Source organism: Streptomyces sp. R302, from assembly GCF_012927245.1.
Taxonomy (GTDB): Bacteria; Actinomycetota; Actinomycetes; order Streptomycetales; family Streptomycetaceae; genus Streptomyces.
Genome location: NZ_JABBGE010000004.1, coordinates 203,917 through 222,305, shown reverse-complemented (window position 1 = coordinate 222,305; position 18,389 = coordinate 203,917). Strand labels below are relative to the sequence as shown.

The following is an 18,389-nucleotide window of genomic DNA, read 5'->3' as shown; positions in this document are numbered from 1 at the left end:
CCGCATCGCGCAAGGCGCTCAGCCCTGTTCACACATGGCCGCGACCAGGACCAGAAGAATGACGATCCCTACCCAGGCAGCGCAGCCCAACCCTCCGCCGCCCGAAGACTCGGGCTCCACCGACGACGAGGCGTATCTGGCGCGCCCAGTGCCGCCGAGCACACAGCCAGGGTGCTCGGCGCGGTAGTGCGCCCCCAGGAGTTCGATCGCTTCGGACTCCCTCTTCCAGCCCGTCAGGTAGTCGCACTCACCGCACGCGTACTCGAACTGCGCCATGTCTCCCCCATCACAAGTGCGGGACTAGAACATTTTTCTAGTATCACATGCGCGGAGTCCCATGTCTTCAACTCCCTTGCCATGAGAGGACTCTGACGCCTTGACTCCTGAAGCCGCAACACCACCCACACCAAGATCCGTTGTGTCGGCGAACAGGCCATGGCCACCCTCAAGGGGCGGCGGCGACTTCGCCATCGTCGACGGCGCCCCGGGCCCCGGCGGGGCTCAGTCGCCACCGCCGCCACCGCCGCCGTCACCACCGCCGGAGTCCCCGCCCCCGCCGTCCCCTCCGCCGGAGTCCCCGGCGTCGCCGCCGTCGGAGCCCCAGCCGTCGCCGCCGCCGGGTTCGTTGTCGGCGCCGGAGGTGCCGAGGTTGCTGAACCAGGGGCGGAGCCAGTCGGCGTCGACGGCGGCGGGCTCGTACCCCTCCCGCATGCGCCACTGGGCGGGGAAGCGGGCGAGCCCGGTGGTGTCGCCGAGGCCGAAGGCGGTGGCGAAGGCGTGGGCCATGACCGCGTCCAGCGGGTCGGAGGTCTCGTGGGCGACCGGGGCGAGGGGCAGCAGGAGCGGCTCGGGGCCGGTGGGCGTCCGGCGGCGCGGCGGGCGGGCGAGGAGGGCGACGCGGGTACCGTCCCGGAGCAGCAAGGAGCTGGTGGAGCCGTGCCGGCGCAGCTCCCAGAGCCGCCCGATCGGTGCCGTGGCCCCGGCGAACTCGGCCTCCACCACGCTCTTCGACTTGCGCAGCTTCTTGTGCGTGAGGCGGAGCTCGGCCGGCGCGTCGCCGACGGTGAGGGTGAGTCCGCGGGACGGGTGGGGCTCGTCCGGGTGGAAGCCGTACGGCGCCCGGACGCGGACGACGGGGGCGTACGGGCCCCACACGTCGACGCGGACGAGCCGCCGGTCGACGGCGACGGTGACGTCGCCGTGCGGTCCGGGCGCGGTGCGGCGGGCCATCCACAGCGGTACGCCCTCCGCCTGCGCCCGCCGGGCCAGCTCGGCGACCCGCTCGGGCCCGCCGCAGAACCGTACGGCGAGCCGCCCCAGCTCGTGGGCGAACGCGGCGGTCCGCCGCACCTTGAGCGGAGTGCTGGTACCGGTGACGCGCACGACAGGGACGACGCCGGGCCCGTCGTCGAGCCGGTCGAGCGAGCGCTCGGACCCGCCCCCGCCGAGCCACTGCCCGCGCAGGTACGCCTCCGCCGTCGCGGCCAGGTTCAGCTCGCCGTGCGGGGTGAGGCGCCCGCCGCGCCGCAGCCCCTCCTCCGTCAGCTCGACCGTGCGGGCCAACGGGTTCCACGACTTCTCGCCGTACAGGACTTCGCTCACGTCTCCCCCTGCTCTGTTCCTCGGGGCCGTCACGGCCCCACCTTCACCACGCGGTCGGCCCGGTTCCGGTTGCGCGCGACCAGCCGCGCGTTCGCCTCGTCGGACCGCCCCACCCAGGCCTCGGCCTCGCCCCGGCTCCGCCCGAAGGCGACGTGCCGGTCGACGAGCCGGGGCACGCGGACGGCGTCGGGGACATCGACGTACCAGACCTCGTCGAGAAGCGGCCCGACACCGGCCCACCCCCCACGGTCATGAAGAAGATAGTTCCCTTCGGTGACGACGAGCGGAACCTCCGGCGGTACGGGGATCGCCCCGGCGACCGGCTCCTCCAGGGCCCGGTCGAAGGCGGGCGCGTAGACGACACCCCCCGGCCCGGGGTCACGCAGCCGACCGAGCAGCGCGACGTACCCGCCGACGTCGAACGTGTCGGGCGCCCCCTTCCGCTCCGCCCGCCCGAGCCGCACCAGCTCGGCCCCGGCGAGATGGAACCCGTCCATGGGCACGAGCACGGCAAGCCCGCCGAGCCGCTCCACGAGCCGCCCGGCGAGCGTCGACTTCCCGGCCCCGGGCGGCCCGGCGATCCCCAGCACCCGCCGCCGCCCCTCCCCGGCAAGCTCCCTCGCCCGCCCGACCAGCCCCTCGAAATCCCGCACGTGCATCTCCACCACTCCGGCTTCCCCACGATGATGGGCGCATGACGACCGAGCATCCGCCGAACACCATCTGGTTCCTGGAAGGATTCAGCAAGGAGGACGACTTCCTGCGCACGCAGCATCCCATCAGCGCGGAACAGATCATCACGCTGCGCGAGGTGATCGTCCCCGACGAGGACGACCCCTGGATGATCTACGGCTACAACGTGCCGCTGTCCGTGTGGCCGACCGTGGACGCGATCCTGCACTGCGGTCCTCCCGACCCGACCCTCGACTATCAGACCTGCGCTTACGCCGATGAGTAGGACGGTCGACTCTGTGGCGCATCACCAGGACGAGACCAAGGCGGCCTACGACGGAGTCGTCGAGCTGTACGCGTCGTTGTTCGCGAACAGGCTGGAGACACAGCCGTTCGCCCGGGCCATGATCGGCACCTTCGCCGAACTCGTCCGAGCGACCGGCAACCTGCGGGCGGCGGACGTCGGGTGCGGACCCGGACACCTGACGGCCATGCTGCACGAACTGGGCCTGGAGGCCGTCGGATACGACCTCTCCCCCGGCATGGTCGAGCACGCCAGGCGGGCCCATCCGGAACTGCGCTTCCAGGAGGCGCGGATGGAATCCCTGCCGATCGAGGACGGCTCGCTCGGCGGCGTACTGGCCCACTACTCGATGATCCACACCCCTCCGGCAGAGCTGCCGGCGCTGATCGCCGAGCAACGACGCGTCCTGGCGCCCGGCGGCCTGCTCCTCGTCTCCTTCTTCGGGACCGACGGACCGGAGCCGGTCCGGTTCGACCACAAGGTGACGCCCGCCTACAGCTGGCCGGTGGACCGCCTCGCCGAACTGCTGACGGACGCCGGACTCGTCCCCTTCGCCCGCCTGCTCCACGATCCGGCCTCCGAGCGCGGCTTCCTCGACGCCCACCTGCTGGCCCGCCGGCCGTAGCCCCTCAGTGGACGGAGAAGCCGCCGTCCACGAAGAGGGAGTGGCCCGTGACGTAGGCGGAGGCGGGGCTCGCCAGGAAGACGGCCGCGCCGGCGAAGTCGTCGGCGAGGCCGTTGCGGCCGGTCATCGTCCGGGCGGCCAGCGCCGCGACCTTCTCCGGGTCGGAGGAGAGACGCGCGTTCAGCGGGGTCATCACGAAGCCCGGGACCAGGGTGTTCGCGGTGACGCCGTACGGGGACCAGGCCTCGGCCTGCGAACGGGCCAGCGACTCCAGCGCGCCCTTGGACACCCCGTACGCCCCGCTCTGCACGAACGCGCGGTGCGCCTGCTGGGACGTGACGTGGATGATCCGCCCGTAGCCGCGCTCCGCCATCCCGGGCCCGAACCGCTGCCCGAGGAGGAACGGCGCGTCCAGGTTCACCGTCATCGTCGCGTCCCACACGTCCTCGCCCAGCTCCCCGAAGGGCGGACGCAGGTTGATCCCGGCCGAGTTGACCAGGATGTCCGGCTCCCCGAACACCTCCGCCGCCGCGTCGGCGCCCGCCTTGATCCCCTCCCGCGTACTCAGGTCCGCGCTCACCCACGCCGCCCGGCACCCGCCGCCCGTCAGCTCCTCGACCGTCGCGGCCAGCTCCGCCTCCTTGCGCGCCAGCACCACCACGCTCGCCCCGGCACGGGCCAGCGCCCCGGCGATCGCCCGCCCGATCCCGGAACTCCCGCCGGTCACGAGCGCGGTGCGGCCTTCGAGCGAGAAGAGGCCGGAGAGGTAGTCGGAAGCGGGTTCGTTGGTCATGCCACGCATCCTGGCACACGGCGAAGCCCGGCGTCGGGGCATCGACACCGGGCCTCGGGAGGGTGCGCGTGCGCGGTCAGGCGAGCTGGGCGACGAACTCCGTCCAGGCACCCGACGCCACCGCGAACTGCGGCCCGTCCGGGACCTTGGAGTCACGGACGTGGACGGTGGAGGGGCAGGTGGCCACCTCGACGCAGTCGTCCCCGCTGCCACCGCTGTAGCTGGACTTGTGCCAGGAGAGGGCGACTTCTACGCAGTCGTCGCCGCTGCCGCTGCTGTAGCTGCTCTTGAACCAGGCCAGTTCAGTCGTGCTCATAGTGCTCCTCGGATCTCCCGCAACAGGCCCACGGATGCCTCTACAGACAGAGCCTGTGCTCGCATCCTGGCATACCGCTGCTGGAGGATGCTGACCACTTTGGCTTCGGAGAACAGCTGGCCGGTCTCCTGTCCCTCGCAGTAGGCGTGCCAGGCGTTCTCGTGGGTTTCCAGGAGCCGAAGAGGGCCGTCGAGGCCCGAGTGATGTCCCCGCGACTGCGACATGACCTGGACGTCGATGTTGCGCCGCTCGCCGAGGGCGAGGATGTGGTCGATCTGCTTGCGCATGATCTCCGCTTCGGCCACCTGGCGGCGCAGGGCGTGCTCCTCGATGATGAAGCTGTAGATCGTCTCCGGGTGCCCCGTGAGGATGCTGGCCCGCTCCATGCGGGTGACCAGGTTCGACTCGATCTTGTCGTCACCCATCGCCGGGATCTGCCTCTCGAAGAGCGTCCGGGCGTAGGCTGGCGTCTGGAGCAGACCCGGCACCAGCCGACTCTCGAAGGTGTACAGGGTCACCGCCAGCGGCTCCAACTCCGCCCACTCCTCGAACCACTTCGCCAAGCCCGCCCGACGGGTCAGGTGCTTCGCCGCCGCCCGGATCACCCCGAACGCGTCCAGCACCTCCTCCGCCTTGTCCACGAACTTCTTCGACGGCACGCGCCGGCCCTGTTCGATCGAGGCGACCATGGGGAGCGAGTACCCCACCCTCGGCGCGAACTGCTCCTGTGTCAGGCCCGCCCGTTTGCGGAAGGCCTTGAGTACTTCCCCGAAGGCCTTCAGACTCTCTGACGTCTCCGGTTCGCTTCCCTTGGGAACGTCGTCGGCCACCCCGCCACCTCCCGCACCGTGTGCTCGCGTTGAACACACCCAGGTTCACGGACTGTCACCGGTACAGTCCAGCGAGTGGACCCGTACAAGCGCAGCGTACGAGTCGGGTAGCTGGTAACTCGCCATGATCGGCGCGAAATTGGCCACATGAAGACCCCATTGGCGTGCAAACGACCCGTCACCGTACGTATGTTCGCGCAACGCTTCAGCTCCACTCCGCGCGGTGCGCGGCTCGCTCGCAGGCTGGCCCTGCATCAACTGCACCAGTGGGGCGTCGCGTACGACTCCGAGCTGTCGGACACGGCCGGGCTGCTGGTCGCCGAGCTCGCGGCGAACGCGGTGACGCACGGGCGGGTGGCGGGGCGCGAGTGCGAGTTGGGGCTCCTGTACGCGCCGGGGCTGCATCTGCGGATCGACGTCACCGACGCCCGGGGTGAGCGGCGGCCGGGCCCCGCCGCGTCGCCGGGGCCGCTGGACGAGGGCGGGCGGGGGCTGCTGCTCGTCGGGGCGCTGGCGACGCGGTGGGAGGTGCTCGACCGCGTACCGGTCGGGAAGACGGTACGGGCCGAGCTGGACCTCTAGGCGGTGGCGGGCTCGTAGCCCGCCGGGCGGGTGGTGAAGGTGCCCCGGCCCTGGGTGCGGCCGCGCAGGCGGGTCGCGTAGCCGAAGAGCTCGGCCAGCGGGACCGTCGCCGTCACCACCGACGTACCGCCCCTGACCTGGGAGTCCGTGACCCGGCCCCGGCGGGACGCGAGGTCGCCGAGGACCGCGCCGACGGACTCGGCGGGGACGGTGACCGTCACTTCGGCCACCGGCTCCAGGACCGTCATCACGCTCGCGCGCAGCGCCTCCCGCAGGGCCGCTCGGCCCGCCGTGCGGAAGGCGAGCTCCGAGGAGTCCTTCGGGTGCGTGGCGCCGTCGGTGAGCGTGACGCGGACGCCGGTGACCTGGTGCCCGCCGAGGGGGCCCTCGACGAGCGCGTCACGGCAGCCGGCCTCGACCGCGCGGACGTACTCCTGCGGTACGCGGCCACCCGTCACTGCGGACGCGAAGGCGAACTCCTCATCCCCCTCCAGGGATTGGACGTCGATGACGACGTGGGCGAACTGGCCCGCGCCGCCGTCCTGTTTGACGTGCCGGTGGAGCAGCCCCGTCACACCCTTCACCACCGTCTCGCGGTACGCGACCTGCGGGCGGCCGACGGTGACCTCCAGGTCCCGGTCGCGCCGCAGCCGCTCCACCGCGACCTCCAGGTGGAGCTCGCCGAGGCCCGAGAGGACGGTCTGGCCCGTCTCCGGGTCGGTCCGCACCACCAGTGACGGGTCCTCCTCGGCGAGCCGGGCGAGCCCGGCGGCCAGGCGGCCGGTGTCGGTGCTCCGGCGGGCCTCCACGGCCATGGAGACCACCGGGGCGGCCGGGACGGGCGGTTCGAGGACGACCGGGACGTCCGGGGCGCACAGGGTGGCTCCGGCGCGGACGGCCTTCGGGCCGACGACGGCGACGATGTCACCGGCGACGGCGAGGGACACCTCGGCCGTGCGGTCGGCCTGCACGCGCAGCACGCGCGAGATCCGCTCCGTGCGTCCGGTGGCGGTGTCGAGCACGGTCGCTCCCTTCGCGAGGGCGCCCGCGTAGACCCTGACGTAGGTCATGCGGCCGGTGGGGGCGGCGTTCACCTTGAAGGCGAGCGCGACCAGCGGTGCGTGCGGGTCGGCCGCCCGCTCGCCGCCGCCGACCGGGGGCCGGTCGGTGGGGGCGGGCAGGTAGGCGACGACCGCGTCGAGGAGGGGTTCGACTCCCCGGTCGCGGTACGCCGAGCCGCACAGCACCACCACGGCCGTGCCGGCCAACGTGAGGGCCCGAAGGGCGCGTTCGAGGGTCGCGTCGGAGAGCGTCCCGTCCCCGCAGAACTCCTCCAGGGCCTCCGGGTGCAGCTCCGCCACGGCCTCCTCCAGGGCGCGTCGGCGGCGTACCGCCTCGTCCCTGAGCCCGGTCGGGACGTCGGTCTCCTCGCGACCGCCGCCGTCCCACACGCACGCCCTCATCCGGACGAGGTCCACGACGCCGCGGAAGCCGTCCTCGCGGCCGATGGGCAGCTGGACGGGGAGCGCGACCGCGCCGAGGCGGGAGCGGATCGAGGCCACGGCCGCGTCGAGGTCGGCGCCCGCCCGGTCCATCTTGTTGACGAACGCGATCCGGGGCACGCCGTGCCGGTCGGCCTGGCGCCACACCGTCTCGCTCTGCGGCTCGACGCCCGCGACGGCGTCGAAGACGGCGACGGCGCCGTCGAGGACGCGGAGCGCGCGCTCGACCTCGTCGGAGAAGTCGACGTGGCCGGGCGTGTCGATGAGGGCGAGCCGGTGGCCGTCCCAGGCGCAGCTGACGGCGGCGGCGGAGATGGTGATGCCGCGCTCCCGCTCCTGCGGGTCGAAGTCGGTGACGGTGGTGCCGTCGTGGACCTCGCCCTGCTTGTGGACGGCGCCGGTCAGGAAGAGGATCCGCTCGGTGACGGTCGTCTTGCCGGCGTCGACGTGGGCCAGGATGCCGAGGTTGCGGACGCGGGGGTTCGGGAAAGCGCGCACGGTGCCGTGCCTTTCGCTGCTGCGGGATCACAGGACAGCGCGATCACCGTCCGTACGGAGACGTCCGTACGGCACGGTCCTGCGGTGACGGGCGCGCAGCCGTCACCGGCAGGCGGAAGAGGCGAGGATCACGTCGAAGCGGCGGGCACGGGGCGCCGACGGGTGGCTGCGCACGGCCGGCTCCCCTCGGTCGACATGATCCGGCACGGCGCGCCGGGCGGCGGGCCGTGCCGCGAGTCTAGGGAGCAACGCCGCCCGGGCGACAGCGAATTAGGCGGCGGGCTGGAGGAGGTCCCAGCGGTTGCCGTACAGGTCCTCGAAGACGGCGACGGTGCCGTACGGCTCGTGGCGGGGCTCCTCCAGGAACTTCACCCCGGCGGCCGCCATCCGCTCGTGGTCGCGGGCGAAGTCGTCGGTGTGGAGGAAGAAGCCGACCCGGCCGCCGGTCTGGTTGCCGACGGAGGCCTCCTCCTCGTCGTTCTTGGCCCGGGCGAGGAGCAGCCCGGCGTTCCCCAGGCCGCCGACACCGCCGGCGCCGGCCGGGCGGACGACGACCCAGCGGGTGCCGTTGCCCCGGTCGGTGTCCTCGACCAGCTCGAAGCCGAGGGCGTCGGTGTAGAAGGCGATGGCCTCGTCGTAATCACGGACGACGAGGGTGACGAGTGCGATGGACGGCATTACCCCAACGTAATACGCGGAAAGCACAGCAACCCACCCGCACGGACCCGCGTCGCGGCCGCCCCGACCCTCGACCCGAGGAGGGTCCGTACGAGGGTCGGGGGAGGGACTCCCCCAGGGGTCCCCGGCTCCGGGGTGAGCGAGTCGCCGTCCGTCGCGCATGTCAGGGTCCGCTGGGCTTGCGGGCGGAAACCGGAGAAAAGGCCGAACCAAATAGTCTGCAACAAAACTATCTGCTACGGTCTTCTTCGTCGGGGTCTCCACCGACGCCACCCGGACCATCGAAAGGCCGACCACCGTGAGCGAGCCGACCACCCCCACCCGGAACGACGGTCCGGCCCCCCGCGCCCTCACCGAGCAGGAGCTCTCCCGGCTGCTGAGCGGGCAGCAGTTCGGCGTGCTCGCGAGCGTCCGGAAGACCGGCCACCCGCACCTGTCGACCGTCCTCTACGACTGGGACGCCGAGGAACGCGTCCTGCGGGTCTCCTCCACCGCCGACCGCCTCAAGGTCCGCCGGCTGCGCCGCGACCCGCACGCCTCGCTGCACGTCAGCGGGCCGGACGTCTGGTCGTTCGCCGTGGCGGAGGGAGAGGCGGAGATCGTGGACCCGGCCGACGGGGCGGCCCCCGGCGAGAAGCCGCTGCCCGACCGGCGCGTGACCATCCTGCTCCGGGTCTCGCGCCTGTACGGGACCGCCCTGGAGGTCCCCGCCCAGGACTGAGGAAGCCCACCCCCGGGCTCCCCCTCCGACTCACGCCGGCCGTGGTCACGACCGAGGCCGCTACGAGGGGACGCCCAGGTCACGGGGGACGGAGGCGCGGCGCAGCGGGCCGGCGTGCAGCATCACGCAGTCGTTGGACCCCGCCGTCACGGCCGCCTCGAAGTGCAGCACCGCATGGTCCGCCCTCCCCTGCGTGAGCTCCGGCATCCCGAGCGCCGCATGCCCCGTGGCGACGAGCCACGCCCCGTCCGGCCCGAGCGCCGCGCCCCCGGAGGGCCCCTCGCTGATCAACGCCACCAGCAGGTGGTGCGCGTGGGCGGCCGGCGAGTCGGCGGTGTCGGCCATGGAGCTCCTCGGAGCTCGATGCGGAAGAACCTCCACGGCATGACGGAACGGACGCGGCGGGCGGTTCCTTCCCGGCTCCCTCACCCGAAGTCGAGGCCGCCCGTGCGCTCGCGCTTCAACTCGAAGAAGTGGGGGTTGCGGGCCAGGACGCGGACCGCGTCGAAGAGTTCGGCCGCCTCCTCGCCGCGCGGGACCGCGTTCAGGACCGGGCCGAAGAAGGGGACGCCGTCGAGGTGGAGGGTGGGGGTGCCGACGTAGGCGCCGGTGGCCGGGTCCGTGCCGGCGTCGTGGCTGCGGCGGAGGGCCTCGTCGTACGCGTCGGAGTGCGCGGCCTCGGCCAGTTCGGCGGGGAGGCCGAGCATGGCGAGGGCCTCGGCGGTCACCTGGTCGAAGTCCTTGTTCCCGTCCTGGTGGATGCGGGTGCCGTACGCGGTGTACAGGTCGCGCAGGATCCCGTCGCCGCGCAGTTCCGAGGCGGCGGCCGCGACCCGCACCGGGCCGAGCGAGCGGTCGACCAGGTCCCGGTACCAGTCGGGCAGTTCGCTGCCCTCGTTGTGGAGGTACAGGCTCATCACGTGGAAGCGGACGTCGAGTCCCCGGAGCCGCTCCACCTCCAGGAGCCAGCGGGAGGTGATCCACGCGAAGGGGCAGGCGGGGTCGAACCAGAAGTCGACCCGGGTGCGGGTGTCCACGGAGGAGGAGGGGGAGGAGGGGGAGGAGGGAGTGACGAGGGGGCGCTGTGCGGCGTCGAGGGTCATGGTGACAGCTTCACCGAGAGGCGGCCCGTCCGCGTGGGCCATTGGCGAAACGTTCCGCTGGGCCAATCGCCCGCACCACGCCGCCCCCCGCACCCTCCGCAGCCACACCCGCACCGTGGGTGATCTGCGCAAAGGGCTGCGCGCGGGCGTATCTTCTGCTGAGATGAAGCCCTTGTGAACCGCACGAGCGCGAGGGACGGGGGATGCGACGGGGGTTCGGTGAAGAGCTGGGTCTGCCCGGCGCCCTTGGTCCCTTACCCCTCGCACCGCTCGCACCCGAATACGGAAAGCTGGCGGAGGGTCAGCGTGCGGCGGGGTTACGGTACGCCGGGGAAGCGCTGACGGATCCTCGGGAGCGGGACGACGGCAGCGTGTTCGTCTCCGTCCTGGACGGCGTCGCCCTGTGCACGCCCCGCCGGCGGAGGCTCGTCGACGACGACGCCCTGCTCGCCCGCGCCGACGCGCGGCCCGCGCACGCGCCCGTGCTGCGGCTGCTCGCCGCGATACGGCGGCAGGATCCGGCGCTGCTCCGCCGCGTCCTCCTCTACCAGCTCCTCCCCCTCGCCCGGCAGGGCGCCACCGGCCTCGGACTCGACCCCGCCGAACTCACCCTCCTCGCCAAGGCGTCCCGCGCCCTCCCCGACCTCGACGACCGGCAGCGGACCGCCGCCGAGGCCCTCGCCCCGCTCTGGTCGCGACGGCGGCTGCGGGCCTGCGCCCACGCCGTCACGGCCCTCGGGCCCGACGTCCTGCGCGCCGACCCGTGGCTCGGCTCCCTCGACGCGCGGCTGCGGCGGCGCCTCGACCGCTGCGACCGGGACCTCGCCGCGGCCGGGACCGCCGCCCCGGCCGATCCCGCCGGAGCCGAGGCCGGCTACCTGCGGGTCCTCGCCGTCGCCGCCGACGACGACGAGGCCGTGCGCGGCCTGATCCGGCTCGGAGCCGTACCCGCCACCGCCGACGCCCCGCTGACCGCCCGGCCCGTCGAGGGCGGCCGGGTGGCGCTCGCCTGGCCCGCCCGGCCCGGCGTCCGCTGGCGGGTGCTGCGCGACGCGCCCGGCCCGGACCGCGCGACGCCCGTACCCGGCGCCGGCGGCACCGCGTCCACGGCCGTCGACGCCGACCCGCCGGTGGGACTCCGCGTGCGGTACGCCGCCTTCCCCGTGGAGGACGGCAGGCCGACCGGCGTCCCGCTCGTCTCGCACCCGCTGCTCGTCGCGCCCGACGCCGAGGGGGCCGTCCTGGAGGACGGGCCCGCCCGGATCGCCGTCCGGTGGCGGCGCCCCCGCACCGCCACCGCCACCGTCCTGACCCTGACCGGACCCGACGCCCCCACCCTCCGGCACACCGTCGACCGCGCCGAGGAACACGTCTTCACCGACCTCGAACCAGGCGTCTACCAGCTCCTCCTGACGGCACGTCACTCCTCCCCCTCCGGCGAACCCGTGGACGCCCCGGGAGTCCGGCGGACCGTCACCGTCCACCCCTGGCCCCGGCCGCTCACCGCGCTCACCGCCGACGCCGGGCCCGAGGAAGGCGTGCGGTTCACCGGGCGGGGCGCGGAGGGCGCCGAGGTACGGCTCGTGGTCTGGCCCGAGGGGGCCGCGCCCGCGCCCGGCACCGAACTGCGCACCGACGCGCTGCCCGCCCCGCTGCCCTGGGCCCGCTACGGCGCGCCCGGCCACACCGTGCCGGACACCGCCTTCACCGGGCTCGTCAGCGCCGTCACCGTCCTCGGGGAGCGGGCGCTCGCCGGGCCCGGCGTACGGCTCGACGTGCCCGGACCGGTCGGCGCGCCCCGGGCCGCGCGGGAGCCCGGCGGGCAGGTGCGGCTCCTCTTCGACTGGCCGTCCGGGGCGGGCGCCGTGACCGCCGCCTGGCCCGGCGGCGACCTCCGGATCAGCCGCAGCGCGTACGTCCGCGAGGGGCTGCGCCTGCCCGTCGGACCCGGACCCTCACGCGTCACGCTCCGACCGCTGGTGCCCGAGGCGGGGGACGGATACGTCGGGGACGGTGACGCCCGGGGCGGGGGCCGCGACGCCGGAGCCCAGACCGGAGTCCAGACCGGGGCCGGGGCTGGTACCGGGGCCGACGGCACCGGGGGCCGCGCCGCCGGCACCGGGGCCCGGGGCCGTACCGACCGGACCGTCGTCGCCGTCCGCCGCGCGCCCGTCGGCGTCGACGTGCCCGGGGAGGCCGTCGTGCGGTACCGGCTGCTGACGCGGCGGCGCGGGCTCAGGGCACGGGTGCCGTACGCCGTCGAGGTGAGCGTCGACGGGTACGACCCGGCCGTGCCGCTGCCCGAGCTCGTCCTCGTCCACCAGGACGCCGTGCGGCCCCGGCACGCCGAGGACGGCACCGTGCTCCTCAGGATCGACGGCGCGGCGCTCGCCCGCGCCCCGCTCCAGACCCTCGAACTCCCGCCGGTCCCGGACCTGTCCCGCCCGCCGTACGCGCTCCGCGCGTTCCTGCTGGGCGACGGGGCCGGAGCCGTACGCCTCGAAGAACCCGCCCTCACGACCCTGGTGGTGCGCTGACATGACGACGGTGATCTGCCCCTACTGCTTTCACCGCACACAGGCCGCACGGCTGCCCTACCGCTGCCTGATGGCGCGGACCGGGCTGCGCGGCGGCACGCCCTGCGACCCCGAACGGGACGACGTGTGGGCGGGCTTCACCGGCTCGACCCGCGCCCCCGCCGCGTACATGCGGGGCCCCGTCTTCAGCCCGTCGCGCGGCCTCGGCGGGCTGCGCGCGCCCGGGCCGCGCGCCGAGTGCCCGCACTGCGGGGTGCCCACCCCCGTCCGGGTCTGCGCCAACTGCCACAGCGACCTGCCCAGCGACTACTGCGAGCAGGACAGCCGGATCATCGCCCTCGTCGGCGCCAAGGCCTCCGGCAAGAGCACCTACGTGTCCGTGCTCGTCAACGAACTGCGGCACCGCGTCGGGCACGCGTACGGCGCGGCGCTCGCCGCCATGGGCGACGAGAGCCAGCGGCGCGACCGCGAGATGGCCGAGGACCTGTACGACCGGATGCGGCTGCCGGACGCCACCATCCCCTCCGCCGCCGGCTTCAACGACCCGCTGCTGTACCGGCTGAGCCTCCCCCGCAAGGGCTTCGGCCGCGACGGCAGCCGGCACACCGCCCTCGTCTTCTTCGACGCGGCCGGCGAGGACCTCAAGTCGGCCGAGGCGATGAACCTCTACACCCAGTACCTGGGCGCCGCCGACGGGATCGTGCTGCTCGTCGACCCGCTCCAGCTCGGTGCCGTCCGCGACACCGTCGGCGACCGCGGCGGGCCGGTGCCCGCCCGGGACACGCCCGCCCTCCAGATCGCCGCCGAACTCGCCACCCAGCTCCGCTCGCACGGCCGGGCCGGCTCCCGGGGCCGGGTCGACACCCCGCTCGCCGTCGCCGTCACCAAGACCGACACCGTGCGCGGCCTGCTCGACCCGCACTCGCCGCTGCTCGGCAACGCCCCGCACACCGGGGGCCGTTACGACCCGGCCGACCGGCTCGCCGTCCACGAGGAGACCCGCTCGCTCCTGGAGGGCTGGGGCTCCGGCTCCCTGTGGCGGCAGCTCGAACGGGACTTCTCCGAGGTGTCGCTCTTCGGGATCTCCGCGCTCGGCGCGCCGCCGCCCGACGACTCCCCCGCCGACGCGCCCGCCACCGGCCCGCAGCCGGTGCGCGTCGAGGACCCGCTGCTCTGGCTGCTCGCCCGGCGCGGCCTCGTGCCCGTCGCCAAGCCGCCGCGGGAGAACGGCAGGGGGGTGCCGGTCGCATGAGCCTCCTCCAGATGCACTACACCTCGGCGCCGCCGGGACCCGACGGCTCCGGCTTCCGCTTCACCGCCGTCAGCCCCGGCGTGCCGCACGCCGTGCTGCGCGAGGCCGAACAGCTCGTCGGCTACGAGCCGCCCCGGGACGCCCCCGCCCGCCCGACCGAGGACGAACTCGGCGCGTTCCCCGAGATGTTCGGCTTCACCCGGCTGTCCGACGGCAGCGGACTGCTGAGCCGTACCGTCTACACCGGCGCCGACTACAGCGGCCGCTGGGGCAACTTCCACGCCCACGCGCTGCTCGTGCCCGCGGGCGAACCGCTCCCCGGCGACCGGCTGCCGATCGCGCTGTGGGGCGCCGCCGAGTGGGCGGACCGCTCGCCCGAGGGCGGCGCGCCGCCGCCCCTGGAGCGGCTCACCCCGGGCCTGCCCCGCAGCCTCGGGGCCACCCTCGCCGCGTTCGCCGCCGACGCCGGGCCGCGGCTCGCCGCCCTCCTCGCCGACCTGCGGCGCCTCGCCGAGGACCCGCAGGCCCCGCAGGTGGTCATCGCCGAGCAGGACACCCGGGACGTCGCCCACTGGCTGATCGTCGCCTGCGCCGCGCTCCCCCGGGACGTGGCCAGGAACCTCACCTTCACCACGTACACGCGGCGGCCCCAGCACGCCCGCCACCAGGTCGTCGGGGTCCGCCCCGAGGACGCGCGGGCCGTCACCGGGCAGCCCCACCGGTACGCCGTCCACGACCGCTCCGACCGGCGCGCCGCGCCGCCCGCCACCGACGACGTGTGGGCGCTGACCGCCGCCGCCGTCTGGGCCGCCGGGGCGAGCGCGCTCTTCGCGTCGGCCCGGGACCTGCCGGACGCCGGGCCCTTCGCCGCCGGGCCGCTCGCCGCGCTCGCCCTCGCCGCCGGCGTGCCCGTCCCGGCCGGCGCGGTCCCGGAGGCCGCCCGGTGGGCCGCCGCCCACCCCCGCGCCCTGGACGAGACCAGCCTGGAGGCCTTCCTGCGGGCCGTCTGCGAGGAGGGCCGGCCCGGCGCGCTCGCCCCCGACGCCCTCGGCGCGCTGCTCGCCGCCTTCCGCGGCACCGTCCCGCTCGCCGTCACCGCCCCGGTCACCGCCCGGCTCGTCGCCGCCGCCGTCCACGACCGGGCCGCCACGCCCCCGCCGCTGCCGCCGGGCGCGCTCCCGGAGCCGTACCGCACCCGGCTCACCGGCGAACTCGGCGAACCCGTCCGGGCCGGGATCGCCACCCCCACCACCCCGCTGCGGCGGGTGAGCGGACTCCTCGCCACCGCGCGGGCGCTCGGCGTCGAGCACGAGGACCTGCTGCCGGGGCTCGCCGAGCGGCTCTGCCGGCGGGTCCTGGACCGGGCCGGCGCCGGCCCCGACTCCGTACGGGACGTACCGGACGTCCTGGCCGGGTCCGAGCCGCTGCGGGTCCGCTTCCTCGACCTCCTCGACACCCGGGCCGCCGACGATCCGACGGCCGTGGCCCGCGCGCTGCGCGCCGTACCGCTGCCTCTCGACGGGCCCGCCCCCGCGCCGGGAGACCGGCCGCATCTGCGGCTGTGCGCGGCGGCCGTGGACCCCGAGCCCGGCACGAAGAACCGGACGGCGGTCCTGCGCGAACTGCTCCGGGCCGCAGGACTGGACGGCGGCCCGCCCACACCGATGGTGCTGCGCACCGCGCTGGCCCTCGTCTGGCCCGACCGCACCCAGACGGCCGCCGAGGCCGCCGCCCTCCTCGACGACGGCGCCGCCCTCCACCAGGCCGCCGGCACCTGGAACGACCTGGTGGCCGCCGCCATCGAGGCACCCGAGAGCGACACCCACGCCCCGCTGCTCGCCAAACGGCTTCTCGCCGAGGGCGTCGAGGCGCTCGGCCGGTCCGTCGTCGCCGACCTGAAGCTGCTCGCCCTCGTCCACGCCCTCCAGCACCCGGACGGCGACCCCAGCGTCCCCCACGGCGGCCTCGTCCACCGGGTCCTCGGCCTCTCCGACAACGCCCGGACCGCCGTCCAGAAACGGGCCGCGCACGCCCTGGCCCTACTGCTCCTCAGGCCCCAGCGGTCCGCCGAGGAACTGCGGGCGTTCGCCCTGAGCAACAACCCGACGCTGATCGACGCCTACGACAAGGCGGCCCGCTCCCCCGTCCTCACCGACTTCCTCGCCGCCCCGCACCGGCTCGCCGACTGCTACGTCGTCTGGTCCTCCCACGCCCACGCAGGGCCGCTGTGGGAACTGACCCGCACGGGCCTCCTCGAAGAGGTGCTGCGGCCCGTCGTGCGCAGGCTGCCCGACGACCAGATCCGGGCGGCGGCCGAACTCGTCGCCCGGCAGGCGCCCTCGCGGCGCGCCGCCTTCGAGGAGTGGTGCCGGCCCGCCGGCGGGATGAAGCAGCTCTTCCGCCGCCTCGGCGGCCGGAAGTCCGACAGGGCCCAGGAGCCCCGCTGGGGCGACGTCCGGCCGCCGCGCGAGGGTGGGAGGTGACGGCATGGACGGCGGACGACTGACCGAGCTGGTCCTCACCGTGCTCGTGGTGCTGTGGGCCCTCACGGCCCTCGTGGTCTGCGTCGGCAACGCGTTCTGGAAGCTGCTCGCCACCGCCACCAGGGCCGCCGTGGTCGAACTCGGCCCCTTCGACGCGGGCCGCTCCGACCAGCGGGTCATCGCCATCGATGCCGAGCCCGCCCACCCCTCGTACTGGGCACGGCAGTTGTGGGTCGACACGGCCGGTGTCCTCGGTGCCGGGCTCCGGGCGCCCTGGCGCCGCTGGCGCAGCCACTGGATGGCGACCGTCGTCGCCCGCCTCCTCCAGCGGCGCAAGCCCTCCACGGGCGCGCGCGGCGGCAACCCGATCAGCCGGCTGTGGCTGCTGCTCATGGCCCCCGGCACCGCGCTCGGCGCCACCCTCGCCGTCCTGCTCGTCGCCGTCCTGCACGGCGCGGCGCTGCTCGTCTTCGCGCTGCTCGTCACCGCCGTGTGGAGCGGCTGGCTGCTCGCCGTCGGAGTGCTGCGCGGGGCCGAGCGGGCCTGGCTGCTGGCCTTCCGCATCAGGGCCGTCTGCCCGCACCCCGGCTGCCACCGGCCGGTGCCGCTGGCCGCCCACCGCTGCCCCCAGTGCACCAACGAGGTCCACCGGGAGCTGCGGCCCGGACGGTACGGCGTCTACCGGCACGCCTGCCGGTGCGGGGCCAGGCTGCCCGCCTCGCTCTTCGCCGGCCGGGCCCTGGTCCCCGCCGAGTGCCCCGCCTGCGACCGGCCGCTGCCGCCGTCGCTCGCCACCACCCGGGTGGTGCACGTCCCCCTGATCGGCGCCTCCTCCTCCGGCAAGACGATGCTGATGGCCGCCGTCGTCGCCGGACTGCGGTCCTGGGCCACGAGCGGGGCGCTCACCCTCGACTACGCCTCCGACGCCGACCGGCACGACAGCGCCCTCCTCGACCAGCGGCTGCGGGACGACGACTGGGCACTGAAGACCCAGGGCGACCAGCGGGCCTGGATGATCCTCGTCGGCAAGGGCCGGCGGCGCCGGCTGCTCTACCTGTACGACCCGATGGGCGAGGCCCTCCAGGGCGCCGACCGGCTGCGCGAACAGCAGTACCTCGCCCACGCCGACGGGGTCCTCTTCGTCGTCGACGTCCTCGCCGACCGGGTCGTCCGGCAGCGGATCGCCGAGGCCGACAGCGGCACCATCGCCGACGCCCGGCCCGCCGCCCAGGGCCCCGTCGACACCTTCGACGGACTCAGCGGCGAACTCACCGCACTCGTCGGACGGAGAGGAAGACTGCCCGTGGCCGTCGTCGTCACCAAACGGGACGTGCTCGACCGCATCCCCTCCCTGCCGCCCGCCGGGGCGCAGGTCGACGGCTGGCTGACCCAGCTCGGCCTCGGCGGACTCGTCCGCAACCTCACCCACCAGTTCGAGACCGCCCGCTACTGGTCCGTCAGCGCCTTCACCGCCACCGGCACCGGCGCCCTCGACCCCGAGGGCCGGCGCGCCGCCGAACCCGTCCTGTGGCTGCTCGCCCGCTCGGGCCTCCGCGTCGACGCGCTGGTCGACGCCCGCCCCGGCGGAACGGGGGTGCGCGGCCGATGACCGTCGTCACCCCGCGGGTCGCCCGCTCCCGGAAGGCCGTACGCGCCCTGCTGACGGCGGCCACCGTCCTCGTCCTCGCGACGGCGGCCCTCGGCGCGGTGTACGGGGCGCCGGGCCTGCTCGACGCGATCCTCCGGCTCGCCGAGGACGTCCCCGCCCGCTGGGAGGAGCTGACGGCCACCGGCCCCTGACCCTCGCACCACTGTCCACCCCCCGTCCCCGAACCACCCGTTCCCCGACTCTCCGACTCCCTGACTTCCCTGGAGGAATCGTGTCCGACCT

General features: G+C 74.8%; 19 protein-coding genes. 9 read left to right on the top strand and 10 right to left on the bottom strand.

The genetic code is table 11. From position 1 onward, the window contains the following. Positions 1-18 precede the first annotated feature (18 nt). The 3 genes from HHL19_RS14005 to HHL19_RS13990 form a co-directional block, all read right to left on the bottom strand. Positions 19-276 (bottom strand): hypothetical protein, encoded by a 258-nt coding sequence (locus tag HHL19_RS14005; RefSeq protein ID WP_169089296.1) that lies wholly within the window; start codon positions 274-276, stop codon positions 19-21. 225 nt (positions 277-501) lie between these two features. Next, complete coding sequence (locus HHL19_RS13995) at positions 502-1,602, bottom strand: hypothetical protein (protein WP_169089294.1); 1,101 nt, start codon at positions 1,600-1,602, stop codon at positions 502-504. Positions 1,603-1,631: 29 nt separating this feature from the next. Next, complete coding sequence (locus HHL19_RS13990) at positions 1,632-2,255, bottom strand: nucleoside/nucleotide kinase family protein (protein ID WP_346768338.1); 624 nt, start codon at positions 2,253-2,255, stop codon at positions 1,632-1,634. A gap of 41 nt (positions 2,256-2,296) precedes the next feature. On the opposite strand from HHL19_RS13990, the gene HHL19_RS13985 reads away from it, so the two are divergent. Together HHL19_RS13985 and HHL19_RS13980 are read left to right on the top strand one after the other, a co-directional pair. Next, a complete protein-coding gene (locus tag HHL19_RS13985) occupies positions 2,297-2,560 on the top strand; it encodes a hypothetical protein (protein ID WP_169089292.1) in 264 nt (87 codons plus the stop codon). Between the two features lie 13 nt (positions 2,561-2,573). Then, positions 2,574-3,203, top strand: coding sequence for a class I SAM-dependent methyltransferase (locus HHL19_RS13980; RefSeq protein ID WP_169089290.1), 630 nt, complete (start codon positions 2,574-2,576; stop codon positions 3,201-3,203). 4 nt (positions 3,204-3,207) lie between these two features. Here the strand turns inward: HHL19_RS13980 and HHL19_RS13975 are convergent, their stop codons facing one another. The 3 genes from HHL19_RS13975 to HHL19_RS13965 form a co-directional block, all read right to left on the bottom strand. Beyond that, positions 3,208-3,996 carry an SDR family oxidoreductase gene (locus tag HHL19_RS13975; protein ID WP_169089288.1) on the bottom strand — a complete coding sequence of 263 codons (789 nt, stop codon included), beginning with the start codon at positions 3,994-3,996 and terminating at the stop codon, positions 3,208-3,210. A gap of 76 nt (positions 3,997-4,072) precedes the next feature. Then, positions 4,073-4,312, bottom strand: a complete 240-nt coding sequence (locus tag HHL19_RS13970; RefSeq protein WP_169089286.1) for a DUF397 domain-containing protein — start codon at positions 4,310-4,312, stop codon at positions 4,073-4,075. Then, complete coding sequence (locus tag HHL19_RS13965; protein WP_169089284.1) at positions 4,309-5,142, bottom strand: Scr1 family TA system antitoxin-like transcriptional regulator; 834 nt, start codon at positions 5,140-5,142, stop codon at positions 4,309-4,311. Before HHL19_RS13965 ends, HHL19_RS13970 begins: the two co-directional genes overlap by 4 nt. Before the next feature lie 147 nt (positions 5,143-5,289). On the opposite strand from HHL19_RS13965, the gene HHL19_RS13960 reads away from it, so the two are divergent. Continuing rightward, positions 5,290-5,724, top strand: coding sequence for an ATP-binding protein (locus HHL19_RS13960; RefSeq protein ID WP_169089282.1), 435 nt, complete (start codon positions 5,290-5,292; stop codon positions 5,722-5,724). Here the strand turns inward: HHL19_RS13960 and fusA are convergent. Both fusA and HHL19_RS13950 read right to left on the bottom strand, forming a co-directional pair. After that, positions 5,721-7,724, bottom strand: coding sequence for an elongation factor G (gene fusA, locus HHL19_RS13955; protein WP_169089281.1), 2,004 nt, complete (start codon positions 7,722-7,724; stop codon positions 5,721-5,723). The genes HHL19_RS13960 and fusA overlap by 4 nt on opposite strands. A gap of 270 nt (positions 7,725-7,994) precedes the next feature. Further along, positions 7,995-8,402 (bottom strand): VOC family protein, encoded by a 408-nt coding sequence (locus HHL19_RS13950; protein WP_169089279.1) that lies wholly within the window; start codon positions 8,400-8,402, stop codon positions 7,995-7,997. A gap of 298 nt (positions 8,403-8,700) precedes the next feature. On the opposite strand from HHL19_RS13950, the gene HHL19_RS13945 reads away from it, so the two are divergent. Continuing rightward, a complete protein-coding gene (locus HHL19_RS13945) occupies positions 8,701-9,123 on the top strand; it encodes a TIGR03618 family F420-dependent PPOX class oxidoreductase (protein WP_169089276.1) in 423 nt (140 codons plus the stop codon). A 60-nt stretch (positions 9,124-9,183) separates the two neighbouring features. Here HHL19_RS13945 and HHL19_RS13940 read toward each other — a convergent pair whose 3' ends face one another. Together HHL19_RS13940 and HHL19_RS13935 are read right to left on the bottom strand one after the other, a co-directional pair. Beyond that, positions 9,184-9,468, bottom strand: a complete 285-nt coding sequence (locus HHL19_RS13940) for a hypothetical protein (RefSeq protein WP_169089274.1) — start codon at positions 9,466-9,468, stop codon at positions 9,184-9,186. A gap of 80 nt (positions 9,469-9,548) precedes the next feature. Continuing rightward, complete coding sequence (locus HHL19_RS13935) at positions 9,549-10,226, bottom strand: DsbA family protein (protein WP_169089272.1); 678 nt, start codon at positions 10,224-10,226, stop codon at positions 9,549-9,551. Between the two features lie 371 nt (positions 10,227-10,597). Here HHL19_RS13935 and HHL19_RS13930 point away from each other — a divergent pair, with 371 nt between their 5' ends. Genes HHL19_RS13930 through HHL19_RS13910 form a run of 5 tightly spaced genes read left to right on the top strand, consistent with a single transcriptional unit; the run spans position 10,598 to position 18,298 of the window. Next, on the top strand, positions 10,598-12,763 hold the full coding sequence (locus HHL19_RS13930; protein ID WP_169089270.1) for a hypothetical protein: 2,166 nt from the start codon (positions 10,598-10,600) through the stop codon (positions 12,761-12,763). A gap of 1 nt (position 12,764) precedes the next feature. Beyond that, the gene (locus HHL19_RS13925; protein WP_169089268.1) at positions 12,765-14,015 is read left to right on the top strand and encodes a zinc ribbon domain-containing protein; all 1,251 of its coding nucleotides are present in this window, start codon (positions 12,765-12,767) and stop codon (positions 14,013-14,015) included. After that, positions 14,012-16,498, top strand: a complete 2,487-nt coding sequence (locus HHL19_RS13920; RefSeq protein ID WP_169089266.1) for a GTPase-associated protein 1-related protein — start codon at positions 14,012-14,014, stop codon at positions 16,496-16,498. The genes HHL19_RS13925 and HHL19_RS13920 overlap by 4 nt, the downstream gene beginning before the upstream one ends. Positions 16,499-16,502: 4 nt before the next feature. Further along, entirely contained in the window at positions 16,503-18,107 is a 1,605-nt protein-coding gene (locus HHL19_RS13915) for a hypothetical protein (protein ID WP_169089264.1), read from the top strand. Then, positions 18,104-18,298, top strand: a complete 195-nt coding sequence (locus tag HHL19_RS13910) for a hypothetical protein (RefSeq protein ID WP_169089262.1) — start codon at positions 18,104-18,106, stop codon at positions 18,296-18,298. Before HHL19_RS13915 ends, HHL19_RS13910 begins: the two co-directional genes overlap by 4 nt. The last annotated feature ends 91 nt before the right edge of the window (positions 18,299-18,389 follow it).